This window comes from Pseudogracilibacillus amylolyticus (SeqCode) (assembly GCF_051918545.1).
Classification (GTDB): domain Bacteria; phylum Bacillota; class Bacilli; order Bacillales; family Amphibacillaceae; genus Pseudogracilibacillus.
The window spans coordinates 1-14,562 of the sequence record NZ_JBPPZG010000098.1; the positions used below are offsets into that span (position 1 = coordinate 1).

Annotated in this window: 11 protein-coding genes; all 11 read right to left on the reverse strand. The window is 35.1% G+C overall.

Features of this window, described 5'->3' with window-relative positions:
- On the reverse strand, nucleotides 1–171 hold a 171-nt coding region (locus ACPYKA_RS11800), incomplete at its 3' end, for an ATP-binding cassette domain-containing protein (protein WP_479542486.1).
- Between the two features lie 627 nt (nucleotides 172–798).
- On the reverse strand, nucleotides 799–2,250 hold the full coding sequence (locus ACPYKA_RS11805) for an IS1182 family transposase (RefSeq protein ID WP_479542476.1): 1,452 nt from the start codon (nucleotides 2,248–2,250) through the stop codon (nucleotides 799–801).
- A gap of 454 nt (nucleotides 2,251–2,704) precedes the next feature.
- The gene (locus ACPYKA_RS11810) at nucleotides 2,705–3,907 is read right to left on the reverse strand and encodes a PDZ domain-containing protein (RefSeq protein ID WP_479542477.1); all 1,203 of its coding nucleotides are present in this window, start codon (nucleotides 3,905–3,907) and stop codon (nucleotides 2,705–2,707) included.
- A 97-nt stretch (nucleotides 3,908–4,004) separates the two neighbouring features.
- The gene (locus ACPYKA_RS11815) at nucleotides 4,005–5,459 is read right to left on the reverse strand and encodes a S41 family peptidase (protein WP_479542478.1); all 1,455 of its coding nucleotides are present in this window, start codon (nucleotides 5,457–5,459) and stop codon (nucleotides 4,005–4,007) included.
- A gap of 446 nt (nucleotides 5,460–5,905) precedes the next feature.
- Nucleotides 5,906–7,276, reverse strand: a complete 1,371-nt coding sequence (locus ACPYKA_RS11820; RefSeq protein WP_479542479.1) for a murein hydrolase activator EnvC family protein — start codon at nucleotides 7,274–7,276, stop codon at nucleotides 5,906–5,908.
- Between the two features lie 67 nt (nucleotides 7,277–7,343).
- Entirely contained in the window at nucleotides 7,344–8,237 is an 894-nt protein-coding gene (ftsX, locus tag ACPYKA_RS11825) for a permease-like cell division protein FtsX (protein WP_479542480.1), read from the reverse strand.
- Complete coding sequence (gene ftsE, locus ACPYKA_RS11830; protein ID WP_479542481.1) at nucleotides 8,227–8,913, reverse strand: cell division ATP-binding protein FtsE; 687 nt, start codon at nucleotides 8,911–8,913, stop codon at nucleotides 8,227–8,229. The genes ftsX and ftsE overlap by 11 nt, the downstream gene beginning before the upstream one ends.
- A 643-nt stretch (nucleotides 8,914–9,556) precedes the next feature.
- Entirely contained in the window at nucleotides 9,557–9,922 is a 366-nt protein-coding gene (gene cccB / locus ACPYKA_RS11835; protein WP_479542482.1) for a cytochrome c551, read from the reverse strand.
- A 115-nt stretch (nucleotides 9,923–10,037) separates the two neighbouring features.
- Nucleotides 10,038–11,139 (reverse strand): peptide chain release factor 2 gene (gene prfB / locus ACPYKA_RS11840; protein WP_479542483.1). Its coding sequence is split into 2 segments (ribosomal slippage): nucleotides 10,038–11,066 and nucleotides 11,068–11,139, totalling 1,101 coding nucleotides; the frame shifts between segments, so codons are not numbered across the junction.
- Nucleotides 11,140–11,253: 114 nt separating this feature from the next.
- Nucleotides 11,254–13,770 (reverse strand): preprotein translocase subunit SecA, encoded by a 2,517-nt coding sequence (secA, locus tag ACPYKA_RS11845; RefSeq protein WP_479542484.1) that lies wholly within the window; start codon nucleotides 13,768–13,770, stop codon nucleotides 11,254–11,256.
- A gap of 194 nt (nucleotides 13,771–13,964) precedes the next feature.
- Nucleotides 13,965–14,096 (reverse strand): hypothetical protein, encoded by a 132-nt coding sequence (locus ACPYKA_RS11850; protein WP_479542485.1) that lies wholly within the window; start codon nucleotides 14,094–14,096, stop codon nucleotides 13,965–13,967.
- Between the last annotated feature and the right edge of the window lie 466 nt (nucleotides 14,097–14,562).

Consider the following 14,562-nt stretch of genomic DNA (forward strand, 5'->3'; position numbering starts at 1 on the left):
GATGATTGTTCGACCAATAGTAGACTTACCACAACCAGATTCACCAACAAGTCCAAAAGTTTCTCCTTTATTCACATGAAAGCTCACACCATTTACTGCTTGAACTACCTGGCCTTTTCCGATCTCGAAATGTTTTGTTAAATGATGTACTTGCAAAAGTTTATTATTCATCCTTATGGTCACCTCCAAATTTAGAAGTAGAATTATAATGAAAACTTGGCATTCGCTAAAGAATACACACCCTCATTAGTAGGGATATACCGACGTTAGGCGCAAAGCCTGTTCTTAGTCGGCCTTCCCGGGAGCCGTAATGGATGATGTTGCACTTATGCTCTGGAGTGCAAGCCCTTAATGGCGAATGCCTAAGCAGTGTTTAATTAAATGTTTATACTACTATCTAACCGAATAAGCAGCGAGGATAGGACAAATGTGTTTTAGTCATATAAATCCGAACTATGATTATTTGCATTAGTTCGGATTTTTCTTTTAAATACTTTTGTAAATTTCATTGCTTATTTCCGTAAACTGTGCAGTAACTTAGGTTAATTTGCTCTGTAAATATCTAAACAAAGTTGTGATATAAAATACCGCTACGGAAATACACTGCGCTTTCCGTGGGCGGCTGATGAGCCTACTCGTCGCTTCGCTCCAGCGTAGTCTCACCGAGGCCTTTCCTCGAGACTGCTGATAAACTTAGCTAAATCTAATTAAATAAAAATCATAAGAAAAAAAGAGGTAAATTTTTGTTATTTAATCAAAATATACTTCTTTTTTTCTTTTTTACAGGGGTGTTTCCACCTATTTTTCATTTATTAGCTTGATAATTCTTTTCATATTAGTGACAAATATGGTAGCAGCCCCTTGTATTTTCATGCCAAATAGACCCAAGGAATTGGCTTTTTCATACCCGTGTCTATGTTTTAATTCGCTATTTTTAGCTTCGATTTTATAACGCTCTTTTGCTAATCGTTTAAATTCTTCCGTTTCTTGAAATGCTTCTTGGGCAAGGTGTTCAGAAGATTTAAGGGTTATCGAATAGGTTTTTGTTTTTGTACCTTTATAACAGCCATCACGCAACGGACAGACTTTACATTTTTCTACATCAAAAAAATATTTTAACTGTGGATTTTTTGATGTATCTTTTCTCTTTTTGATTGATTTTTTCGTTGCTAGATGTCCAGCCGGGCACACAAACATATCAGCGTCTTTATTAAACTCAAATTCCTTACCACTACGCTTTCCATTTGTAATAACAGGGTGTAAGCGGGATACTAATTGTTTATTTCTTCCATTTATATATATTATATTATCTTTACTTGAATAAGCAGTATCACCGATTACCGTATTCACTGTCATGCCATTTTTTTCGCTAGTTTCCACCAATTTCTCTAGATATTTTGTATCACTTTTTTCACCCGAAGTAACCACTGCAGCTGTAATAATACGTTCATCCGACATCGCAATATGTGTTTTATAACCTAAAAATGAATGGTCCGTTGATTTGTATCCTGTGCGAGCATCAGGATCCTCAGCATAAGTTGTCTCTACTTCGATATCTTCAATGATTTCCTTTACCATATTAATTTTTTCTTTAACTGCAGGAACCTGTGCTAATTGTTCTTCTTTTTCGATAATATCGATGACGGCATTAGTATATGCAAGTTCATCTTCTAGAGAATTCGTAGTTGGCTTTGCAGGAAACTTTTCTTTAATCGATTCTTGTTGTTTATACACTGTTTTACGTAATAATTTGGATTTCTCTTGTACGTATTCTTTAGCTGTTTTCGATTGAAAACGGGATGTTGTATGTGTGGCATCCACAATAATGGTTTTACTTTCCAAAACTCCATGTTCCAAGGCTAGCACGACTGTCTTTTCCACCAATAGATCCATTAAGTCCCTGTCCTTTAAACGAAGTCTACGGAACTTAGTTAGGGAACTTGGATGTATGACAGAGGCTTCTGGAGTGAGATCTAGAAAATATTTAAAAGACATATCATACCTAGCACGTTCTACTAAGTCTCTGTCTGACAAATCGTAGATTTGTTTTAAAAGAAGATACTTAAACATTCGAACTGGTGACTCGGCATTTCTTCCATTGTCTAAACAGTACTTGTCCTTTAATTCTTCTTCAATAAAGCCAAAATCCACCAACTCTTTCATTTGTCGAAGAAAGTTATCTTTTGGAATTATTAAATCATAAAGTTCGTAGTGTGCACTTAATGGTAATGATGTTTGTCGTTCTAACATTGGAAATCCCCACTTTTAATGTAATTATGTCTATTATAAACCATCTCCAAAATATTTCCTTATCTTTTGGGGACTTTTTCAGCAGCCTCGAGGACAGGCCTAGGTGAGACCACGCAGTGCGTAGCACAAGGGGGCTCATCAGCCGCCTGCGGAAAGCGCAGTGTATTTCCGTAGCGGTAAGACTGTTGCTATTTAAACTTTATTCAACAGTTTATAGATTAAGTGAAAAACATCATATCCTTTTAGTAGTGCAGGGCTCAAAGTCTTTTTGACAGGAAGAGAAGTACAAATCCCAAAACGGATATATAATAAATAAACTAGTATACCAAACCATTTGAATCACGATTGCACTTCTCCTTATTACTCCTTTTTTGTAAACTACAGCACATAATAAAAAAATTACAAGTTATGACTATTTCCACATCTTGTAATTTCTTTTATAAGTTTTATTTTATTATTTAGCTGTGGAAGCTTCTAATGGAAAATAATTTGGATCCTCTGCAAAGATAACACCTAATTCATGGTGATCTTCCTCGTAGAACGCACTATTTACAAACCGTACTTCTCCTTGGTAATCTAATATATCAAGTTTAAAAAACGCTCCACTATTTTGTAATGCTTCATAGAATTGTGACGAATTAGTGACGAGTTGTCCATTTACTTTTAATATAGTTTCCCCGACTAAAATCCCTAAACGATCTGCAGGACTGTTTGGCATTACCGTTAGCACTTTGACTCCTTGATTTAATGGAGTGAAATAAGCGGAACTTTTCCGATCCTTCATCCGATGGCGATATGTCATCCATTCCTTCCCTAACAGAGCAATAAATATTGCGACAAAAGATAAAAATGGATAAAACAAACTACCAATTGCAATTGCTAAAACTACTAAACTTAAATACAAAGTTGATTGAGCCAGTTTTCCTGCAGCTAACTCTGGGAGTTCACTTCTCACTTTATAATGATAGCCAATAAAAAATGGAAACAAAATTAAACTAAAAGATTGGCTTCCATACTCAAAATAAGGCCAAAAAGGAGAAATTCCAGTAATACTTTCCGTTGGTATTAAGGCAAAAAACGGAATAAATGCGAGCTTTTTCAGGTGATGTTCACCGATCCAAATTCCTCGTTCACTTAATGTTAAAGCAGGAAAAGATTGTTTGTTTTTATTTAATCCGATTAATATCGATTCAACAAGTAAAAACAGTCCAGTTAAAATAGCAATACAGATAAAATGGATAACCGTTATATTATTAAAATTTACATAGGCATTTAACGAACCTAAATCAATAAACGGCAGAATCAAAAGTAAAATAAACGAAATTCCAATGGTATAACTGGCTGATAACATCGCTGTTGAACCAGTTATACTTAGTAGAAACATTACGATAACTAGTACAGCCATTATTTCGAAGGAAAAGATAATCCCAAAACTAATGGCCAAAAAAGAAATGATAATGCTGAACAAAAGCGAGACCATAAAGGTCTGACTTCCCTCTGTAAATATATCGTTTACCTTCATGCCAAAATGTGCTCTTTCTTTTCGAATACGTTTGTATCCAGTTATAACAAACAGGAGTATTCCCCAGTAAAATAAAGGATTTATAAAAAGTTTTCCAATACCTTTAATCAATTCAAGTAGCCATGTTTCTAACATTATCATTCACCTGCTTTTACACTATAATGGAACATTACCTCTCACAGCCTTAGATCGCAAAGTTGCATATACTCTTTAATTTTTCTATATTTGTTCATTATTTATACAGTTCTTCCAACGCTTTTTGTAGTTGTAAATCTTGTTCCTTACTTCGAATTATCTCGATAACTTTTGTCTCAATCGCATATGCCGTTTCTTCGTTAATTTCTCCAGTTACTGGAATATCATGATCTTTTTGAAATTCCGTTACCGCTTGTTTTGTTTGCTTATCGAAATATCCGTCATCCCGTTTTGTATCATATCCAATACCTGATAACATAATTTGTGCATTTTTAATTTGTTCATCTGTATTATCAATTTTTAATGGTTCTTCAACTTGGATTGGGTTTGCATAAAAGAACTCCGGCTGTTTTTGTTCTATGGTTGGTTCTACCCCAACTTCATTTATCCAATTTCCTTTTGGAGATAACCATTTATAAAACGTTAATTTAATCGTACTTTCTTCTTGTGTGTCACCGATTGGCACTGCTTGCTGAACAGTCCCTTTACCGAAACTTGTCGTACCAACTATATCATAACCAATTTCTTTCATTGCAACTGCCAAAATCTCAGAAGCAGAAGCACTGCCCTCATCGATAACTACACTAATTGGATAAGGTTTTTTCTCTTTTAAATTCGTATAAAACTTGTCTTTTTTCCCTTCCCCATCCTCAATTTGTAAATAAGGAATGTCATCTGGAACAAAGGAATGTAAAATCTCTTCTATTGAATCGAGTAACCCTCCTGGATTGCCACGAACATCTATAACAAGTCCTTCAATTCCTTCTTCTTCTAAAGATGTTAAAATTTCTTCAAATTCATTTGCAGTCGTTTCAGAAAATGAACTTATTTCAATAATCCCTGTTTTCTTGCCGTCAACTGTTTCTAATTCTTTATGAACAGTTTCAATTGGTATATCTTCACGAACAATTTCCACTTCAAAAGGTTTAGAAGAACCTTTTCTCTGTACTAATAAGACTACTTCCGAACCTTTTTCTCCTCTTATTTTTTCTACCGCCTCATTCAAATTAAGTCCTTCTAGTTCCTCATCATCTACTTTTAGAATTTGATCATTTGGCCGTAATCCCGCTTTGTCAGCAGGAGAATCCTTGATCGGTGCGACAATGGTTACTTTTCCTTCGACCATGCTTACTTCAGCGCCGATCCCTTGGAAAGACGATTGAATTTGTTCATTAAATCTTTCCATCGCTTCAGCATTCATAAAAGAACTATATGGATCATCTAATGTTTCCAACATGCCTTGAATAGCGCCTTCTAGTAATTGATTTTCTTCAACACCCTCGACATAATGTTGTTCAATCAATTCATACGCCTGTTTTATAGTTTGCATATCTTCATCTAACTCGCTACTATTACCTTCTTTTACAAAGGGAATTTCAACTTGTTGACTTACTTTCGGTTGCAATAATTTCAGGCCCGCAAATGCACCTAAAAATCCAACTACAAAAGTAAGTAAAATAAAGATAATTAACTCACGCTTTTTAAAAGTCATTCTTCCACCTCAAATATTGTGAAAATCGTTACTTTCTATAGTTTACCATAAAGGTCAAGTTTGTTCCTACAATTCTTTGTCTAATCTTTTACTTTAGATATCATTGTTTAGGGTGCCCAGAATATTTCAACGGTAAAATTTTAATATACGTATACTTTAAAGTAAATTTGGATCGTAATCAACCTACCGCTATAGAATTACACTGCGCTTCTTCCGCAGACGCTTGATGAACCTTGCTTTCGGAAAGCAACGGTTCGGAGTGGAAAACAACCCTAGCACATACTGAATGGTTTTGGCAATTAGCTATAAAATATACACTGGCGGAAAAAGGAAAATCCGAACTATTACAAACTTCAATTATAGAAATTTGAATTATAGTTCGGATTTGTCTATGAATTAAAATCCTTTGTCTCTATTTCTTTAGTTATATTTGTGAACCTAATTTTTTATGGTAAGTAGCCCATTGGATTTGCTGGATTTTTATATCCGCCCGGATGTACTTCAAAATGTAAATGTGGACCTGTTGAATTTCCAGTACTTCCTATAGCACCGATATGTTGTCCCTGACTTACAGATTGCCCAGCAGAAACTGAAATACTGCTTAAATGTGCATATAACGTTGTTGTAGATCCATGGGAAATCATAATTGTGTTACCATACCCATTCATCCAACCTGCATAAGCTACAACACCTGCAGATGCTGAATATACTGCTGTTCCAGTTGGTGCTGCAATATCAATACCGTTATGCATTTTACCTACTTGTCCAGTAATTGGATGCACTCTAGGTCCAAATCCAGAAGATAATCTTCCAGATGCGGGCCAAATATATCCGCTCTTACTTACAGTAGATGACTTAGTTGATGGAGAGTCACCAGATGACTTTGAGCCTCCAGATGAATTTGAACCTTCAGACGTAGCTGCTTTTTCCGCAGCCGCAGCTGCAGCACGTTCACGTTCTTCTTGTTCCAATTTTGCTTTTTCGGACTCTGCTAATTTTTTTGCTTCTTCCACAACAGCCGCTTGACTATTTATAAGCTGTTGCTCTTCTTCTAAACTTAAATTATAATCTTCTAATTCTTCATATTCTGTTTCAAGTTGGGCTTGAAGCTTCTCTTTTTCTGACTTTTGTTTATTAAGTTTATTTTTTAATGATTCTAAGTTTGCTTTTTGTTTTTCTTGCTGTGCCTTTTTTTCTTCAACATCAGCTTTTTTCTGTTCAACTTCTTTTTGTTTTTGTTCCAATGCTAGTTGATCTGCCTCTTGCTCTTCCATAATACTTTTATCTTGATCCATTATGGAGTTTACCGCAGATGATCTAGAGATTAATTCATTAAAACTCTGTGATCCTAAAATTACTGTTATGTATTTTACATTCCCGCCAGTTTCCTGGATGGAACGTAATCGATCTTTTAATAACTCTTCTCGTTTTTGAATTTTTTCTTCTAACTCTTTAATTTCTGCTTTTAGTTGTTTTATTTCTGCTTCTAATTCTTTAATCTCTTTGTTTGTAGCTTCTATCTCGGCAGACTTGGTTTGGATATCTGCTTCTGTTGCATCCAAATCATTCGAAAGCTGTTTCACTTTTTCTTCAACAGATTTTTGGCTGCTTAAATTTTTGTCCATTTTATTTTCAACATCTTTTTTATTACTTTTAATGTTGTTTTGTTTTTCGTTCAGTTTACTTTGCTCTTTTTCTAATTCTTTAATTTCTTTATCAACTTTTTGAACAGATTCCGCTGAAATAATAGAATGATCGACAATTGACATAGCAATTACACAAGTAATTATTAAACTAATAGATCTAAACCTTTTCATAGTCGTATTATCCCCTCTTGCTTACTTAAAATGTTACTACCGTTCATAAAACTAGTAGTTTCTAGCATTAAACTTTTAAAAACTTCCGCACACTCATTCCACTTCCCCACATTCCAATAAGAGCACCAACTAAGAATATAATCCCTGATAGTTGCCAAATAAACGGATTAAATGGAAGTAGTTGAACAAAATGGAATGATGTTTGTCCGCTAATATTTTCTAAAACTAGATAATAAGCTGTTGCAATTACTATAATTGGAAGAATCGAACCTAGAATTCCCAAAAGTAGCCCCTCAACAAAAAACGGCCATCTTATAAATCCATTCGTTGCTCCTACTAACTTCATAATTCCGATTTCTCTACTTCTTGCCATGATTGTTAGTTTAATTGTATTTGAGATTAAGAACACAGCCGTTAACACAAGACCTGCAATCAAAGCTAGCCCAATCACTCTAGCATAATTATTGAATTTAAATAATCGAGGAACAACATCTTGTCCATAAATAACTTTATAAACTGGATCAAGTTTTTCAATTTTGGATGCGATATCAGCTGTATCTTGTGGATTTTTTGCTTTTACTACATACGCATGGTTTAGTGGGTTATCTTGTTCAAACATTTCCCAAGCTTGCCCTTCTTCTCCCATACCTTCAACAAGTCCCTGCAGTTCATCATCTTTAGAAGAAAAGCGGATCGTATCTATCCCGGAAATTTTTTCTATTTCAGTATTTAAATCTTTTATTTCATCTTCTTCTGCTGTTAATTCAATCAATACTTTTATTTCAACATCTTCTTCAACCTTATTCGCCATCTCATTAATATTTAACATTAGCGCAACAAACGTACCTACAAGTATCAACGTAACAGTAACGGCTCCGATCGAAGCGACAGACATCCAACCATTACGAAAGATATTTTTTGCACCTTCACGAAAATGTCGTCTCAACGTACTAAATCTCATAACCATAATCCCCTTGATCTTCGTCTCTTACAATAATTCCGTTCTCGATTGCAATAACACGCTTTTTAATCGTGTTCACTATTTCTTTACTATGTGTAGCCATAATAAGTGTCGTACCACGTGAATTTATCTCTTCAAAAATACGCATAATACTCCAAGATGTTTCCGGATCTAAGTTACCGGTTGGTTCATCTGCAATAACTATTTTTGGGTGATTCGCAATTGCTCTAGCGATAGAAACCCGTTGCTGCTCTCCACCAGACAACTCGTCTGGAAATGAGCGTGCCTTATTCTTTAATCCAACTAAATCCAATACTTCCATTACCCGATCTCGAATTAAACTCGGAGATTCTTCAATTACTTCAAGTGCAAATGCAACATTCTCGTAAACTGTTAATCTTGGAAGTAACTTAAAGTCTTGGAAGACAACACCAATCTCTCTTCGTAAAAAAGGAATTTCTTTATTTTTCATTTGATTCGTCCTGATCCCTTTAATAATCATTTCACCTTTTGTAGGTACCTCTTCACGATAAATGAGCCTGATAAATGTCGATTTACCAGCCCCACTAGGACCAACGATATATACGAATTCGCCTTTTTCTATATTGATGTTAATACCATTAAGAGCTGTTACTCCATTGGAATAAGTCTTATATACATCTTTCATAATAATCATATAAAAATTCACCTTCGTTAAAATTTATTAGCTATAGAGTATGTATTATCCTGCAAATTTCTACAAAATCACTAACATATATATATAGCATACCATAAAACTACAGCATTTTTGTCTAAAAAATTATTACAATTATATTTCAAATATAATAGTTTTATAACATTCCTCAAAAACTGCATTGGAATAGGCTTAAGGATTGTATTTAAATAAGTATCATTTTTTACGTTGTATAAAACTTGGTCTTTTTTACCAGTAATATTACGGGGTATATAAAAAATTAAACGAACCGTAAAGTGCTTTTTAAAAATAACCACCCTAGTAAAGAAATTACATGAGGACTACTGGTCGGCTAAAAGCGGTCATCTCCTGAGACTATCGCTACGGTTTCGTTCGATCGTGAAGATTTGTGACCTATGTCGAAACTAAGACGTCCTTTTAGGCGTGTGAGGATAGGCCTAGGCAAAAAAGGAGTAACATAAGCCCAGCAAGGTCAGTCACCTTAGGATGAGCGCTAAGTATAGTGGCAGTGGATTTTTTATTACTGGTTAACTGTACAGTTAAAATAAAAATATACGCAAATAAAAAAAGCTTGTTCACTCAAATTGAGCTTCACAAGCTTTTTGAAATTCGATGAAAGAAAATATTACTTATGGTCAGCTAACCACTCAGCTACTGCTGTTGCATCGTCACCAGATAATAATCCTCCTGGCATAGATCCTTGACCATTTTCAATAATATCTTTAATATCCTCGGCTGATAATCTTGAGCCAACATCTGTTAAATCTGGACCTGCTCCGCCGGAAAGATCCTGACCGTGACAGCTTGCACAACTTTGCTGAAACGCATCTTCAGCTGCGGCTGTATCTACTGTGCCACCTTCATCAGCAGGCTCTTCTGTTCCTTCATCGTTCGTTTCGGCAGGTTCATTTGCATTGTCTTTCGCGCCGCCACCACATGCACCAAGGACAAGCAGTGTACCGAAAAGAACCGCCATTAACCATTTTTTCATGAAAATCCCCCTCACATAATATTAATCATTTAATATTATAACCGATTTCCGCCTAATTAAAACATTTTTCGTGGATTAGTCATTAATTTGCCTTAATTCAGTAACAAACCGAAAATTATTTAATCTGAGAACGTAAATAGGCATCAATAAATTCATCGATATTTCCATCTACAACACTTTGTACATTCCCAACGTCTAAATTTGTCCGATGGTCTTTAACCATAGAATATGGATGGAATATATACGACCTAATTTGGCTTCCCCAACCAATCTCTTTTTGTTCTCCTCGAATCTCCGCTAATTCTTGTTCCTTCTTTTCTATTTCAAGTTGATATAATTTAGATTTTAACATTTTCATTGCGTGTTCACGGTTCTTAATTTGTGATCTTTCTGATTGACACGTTACAATAGTATTTGTTGGAATATGTGTAATTCTAACCGCAGAATCGGATGTATTTACATGCTGACCACCGGCACCACTGGATCGATACGTATCAATTTTCAAATCATCACTGTTTATTTCAATTTCTACATCATCATCAAGTTCAGGTGACACATCACATGAAACGAAAGAAGTGTGCCTTCTACCCGAAGAGTCGAATGGTGAAATTCTAACTAAACGATGTACACCTTTTTCGGCTTTTAAATATCCATACGCATTATGACCCTTGATAAGTAATGTAACACTTTTTATGCCCGCCTCATCGCCTGCTAGATAGTTTAATGTTTCCACTTTAAAGTTTCTACTTTCGGCCCAGCGCTGATACATTCTAAGTAAAATACTAGCCCAATCTTGAGATTCTGTACCACCTGCCCCGGGATGCAGCTCTAAAATTGCATTATTTTTATCATATGGTTCACTTAAAAGCATCTCTAATTCAAAATCTTTTACCTTATCTTTCAATGCTAAAACAGCATCTAATAATTCTTGTAAGAGTTCTTGATCATTTTCTTCTTTCACTAATTCGTACATCACTTCTGCATCAGCAAAACTTTCAGCCAAAGCTTCAAATTGATCTACCTTACTTTTTAACCAATTTGACTCATCAATTACCTTTTGCGCTGCGTCATGATCATCCCAAAAGTTTGGTTCAGTCATTTTCTTTTCGAACAGTTTTATCTGCTCTTTTTTATGATCAAGGTCAAAGAGACCCCCTAAATTCGATAATTCGTTGTTGCATTTTATCTAACTCTTGTTTGGCTTCTGTAAGATCCATTATCTTTCCACCTCTATTTTCATAAATTATATAGGAAAATCGTTGAATGGCTCCCTTTTTTAAGGTGTTGCCTTATTCAACGATTTTTTAGACAACTACACATTTGTTTGACCTTTAACTTCCGTGACAATGTTTATATTTTTTACCACTTCCACATGGACAAGGTTCATTTCGACCAACAGTTTCTTTTCTAATATATGGTTTTCGTGCTTTCTTTCCTTCTTCTTCTCCTCCACCAGAAACAGCTTGTGTATTTTGGACTACTGCTTCACGCTGAAGATTGTTGCGGATTTGTGCTTTCATTATATACTTGGCTGTTTCTTCCTCAATACTTTCAATCATAGCTTCAAACATATTATATCCTTCTAATTGATACTCTCTGAGCGGATCATTCTGTGCATATGCTCGTAAATGAATTCCTTGACGTAATTGATCCATTTGGTCAATATGATCCATCCATTTCGTATCAACCGTACGTAACAGGATAACTTTTTCAAATTCACGCATCTGTTCAGGAGTTAATTCTGCTTCTTTTTCATCATAACGTTTGCGAATAAGCTCCATCATCAATTCTTTTATTTCAGAAGGGTCTTTACCTTTAATGTCATCAACCGATATATCTTCTGTTTCTAATAAATTTCCATGCGCATACTCAACAATTGCTTGATAATCCCATTTATCTTCATCTTCGTCTTGAGTATGGGTAGAAATAACGCGGTCGACTGTTGATTCAATCATTTGTTCAATAATTTCTCTTACGTTATCATCTGAATCAATTACTTCAAGGCGTTGTTTATAAATAATTTCACGCTGTTCTCGTAACACATCATCATATGAAAGCACTGTTTTACGTGCATCAAAGTTGTTTCCTTCTACTCGTTTTTGTGCAGATTCAACCGCTCGTGAAACCATCTTACTTTCAATTGGTTGACTGTCATCCATCCCGAGTCTTTCCATCATATTTTTAAGGTTGTCTGAACCAAAACGACGCATTAATTCATCTTCCATTGATAGATAAAATTGGGACATTCCTGGATCCCCTTGACGTCCGGCACGTCCACGAAGCTGGTTATCAATTCGACGTGATTCATGTCGTTCTGTACCGATTACTGCAAGCCCGCCTAACTCTCTAACACCTTCACCAAGTTTAATATCTGTTCCACGTCCAGCCATGTTCGTTGCAATGGTTACTGCACCTTTTTGACCGGCATTTTCAATAATTTCTGCTTCACGATAATGGTTTTTCGCGTTTAACACATCATGTTTCACTTTTGCTTTCTTTAACAAATCGGAAATAAGTTCAGAAGTTTCAACTGCCACAGTACCAACTAAAACTGGTTGCCCCGTTTCATGCCGTTTCTTAATTTCCTCTACAACTGCACGGAATTTTCCGTCCATTGTTTTATAAATCATATCAGCACGATCATCTCGAATGATTTCTTTATTCGTCGGGATCGCTATGACGTCCATATTATAAATATTTCTGAACTCTTCTTCTTCCGTTTTAGCTGTACCAGTCATTCCCGCTAATTTATTGTACATTCTAAAATAGTTCTGGAATGTAATCGAAGCTAATGTCATACTTTCATTTTGGATTTGAAGTCTTTCTTTTGCTTCAATTGCCTGATGTAGTCCATCACTGTAACGACGTCCTTTCATAAGGCGACCTGTAAACTGGTCAACAATAACGACTTCTCCATCTTCAATAACATAATCCGTATCTCGATGCATCGACACATGAGCTTTTAAAGCTTGATTAATATGGTGAGTTAAGGAAACATTATTTAAATCAAACAAGTTTTCAATGTTAAAGTATTTTTCTGCCTTATTGATTCCTTCTTCCGTTAACTGAACACCTTTCGTTTTTTCATCATACGTATAATCGGTTTCTTTATTTAATGTTGTTACAAATGAGTTTGCCTGTTGATATAAATTGACTGACTTTTGTGCACTTCCAGATATGATAAGCGGTGTTCGCGCCTCATCAATTAATATGGAGTCGACCTCGTCAATGATTGCATAATTTAATTCACGTTGTACCATTTGTTCTTTATAAAGAACCATGTTGTCACGTAAATAATCAAAACCAAATTCATTATTTGTTCCATAAGTAATGTCACATTCATACGCTTCCTTTTTCTCTTCTTTTGTCATTCCACTTATATTTAAACCAACTGTAAGACCGAGAAATTCAAATAATTTCCCCATCTCATTAGCGTCACGATCAGCTAAATATTCGTTTACTGTAATTATGTGTACGCCTTTTCCGGTGATCGCATTTAAATAGGCCGGCATAGTAGAGGATAAAGTTTTCCCTTCCCCTGTTTTCATCTCAGCAATATTTCCTTCATGTAAAACAGTAGCCCCAATCAGCTGTACGGGAAAAGGTCGCATATCCAGTGCTCGTTTTGCCGCTTCTCTTACAACTGCATATGCTTCTACAAGCATATCATCCAAACTTTCACCGTTTTGATATCTTTCCTTAAACTCTTCTGTCATCCCTTGTAAATCTGTATCCGAATATGCTTCAAATTTTTCTTCCAAGGCTTCTATTTGATCAACTGTTTTTTGGATTCTATTTAATTGTCGTTGATTCCCATCGCCGAATATTTTCTTTAATAATTTTACCATCTAAAACGCTCCTCAATTGTTATCTTATACATACCGCGTCCATATTATTATATGATACCACTATTTAAATAAGGATGACAACTAGAGAACCATTCACACGAATACTTTGGGCAAATTAAAAAAGAGTTGCATGGAGAATGCTAACTCTTTTTTAATTTGGAGTCATACTGCGAGGGAGTTTGGAGGGCATATTTTCATTTGGAAAGGGACGTCTTCTCTAAATTTTCATGTTTTACTTGCAGTTCTGCAATGCGATGATTTGTAGCTGCAACAATTCTAACTAACTGTACGACTGTATCTTCTTGTTGCTTAACTTTTTTTACCAACTCATCAAAAGTAATCCCTTGCACCCCCAAAAAAATTAATTTTGCGACAGGACGTCGCACTTTTAGCCAGTGAGCAATAGGAAAATTTTATGCTTTCCTATCTGCTAAGAAATCCTTATGCTCTATTTATACCATAGGAAAATACTTGGAGCGAATTGCTAATTTTAAATTTTGATTTTATAAACTAAAGTATATTATGGAAATTATTTAATTTTCCGGTAAATAAATGGTCTATTTCTCGTTTTTCTCTCTATTTTAAAAATAATTTTAAAATATCGAATACCCTCCGACAAATTTCTACATACATCTTCTACAAATTACTTTTTATGTGCTATTTATTCAGCGTATTTGGTCTAGAATTCAGCGATTTCACCCGAAAATCCAGCGCGAATGACGTTCAATTCAGCGAATTACTGTATTATTCAGCTTCACGAGTTTTGTTTATACTTTCACCTACTGCCTTAAA

Excerpts from the sequence above, each read along its gene's own strand:
- ACPYKA_RS11805 (WP_479542476.1), bottom strand. The coding sequence starts at position 2,250 with ATGTTAGAACGACAAACATCATTACCATTAAGTGCACACTACGAACTT.
- ACPYKA_RS11810 (WP_479542477.1), bottom strand. The coding sequence starts at position 3,907 with ATGTTAGAAACATGGCTACTTGAATTGATTAAAGGTATTGGAAAACTT.
- ACPYKA_RS11815 (WP_479542478.1), bottom strand. The coding sequence starts at position 5,459 with ATGACTTTTAAAAAGCGTGAGTTAATTATCTTTATTTTACTTACTTTT.
- ACPYKA_RS11820 (WP_479542479.1), bottom strand. The coding sequence starts at position 7,276 with ATGAAAAGGTTTAGATCTATTAGTTTAATAATTACTTGTGTAATTGCT.
- ftsX (WP_479542480.1), bottom strand. The coding sequence starts at position 8,237 with ATGAGATTTAGTACGTTGAGACGACATTTTCGTGAAGGTGCAAAAAAT.
- ftsE (WP_479542481.1), bottom strand. The coding sequence starts at position 8,913 with ATGATTATTATGAAAGATGTATATAAGACTTATTCCAATGGAGTAACA.
- cccB (WP_479542482.1), bottom strand. The coding sequence starts at position 9,922 with ATGAAAAAATGGTTAATGGCGGTTCTTTTCGGTACACTGCTTGTCCTT.
- secA (WP_479542484.1), bottom strand. The coding sequence starts at position 13,770 with ATGGTAAAATTATTAAAGAAAATATTCGGCGATGGGAATCAACGACAA.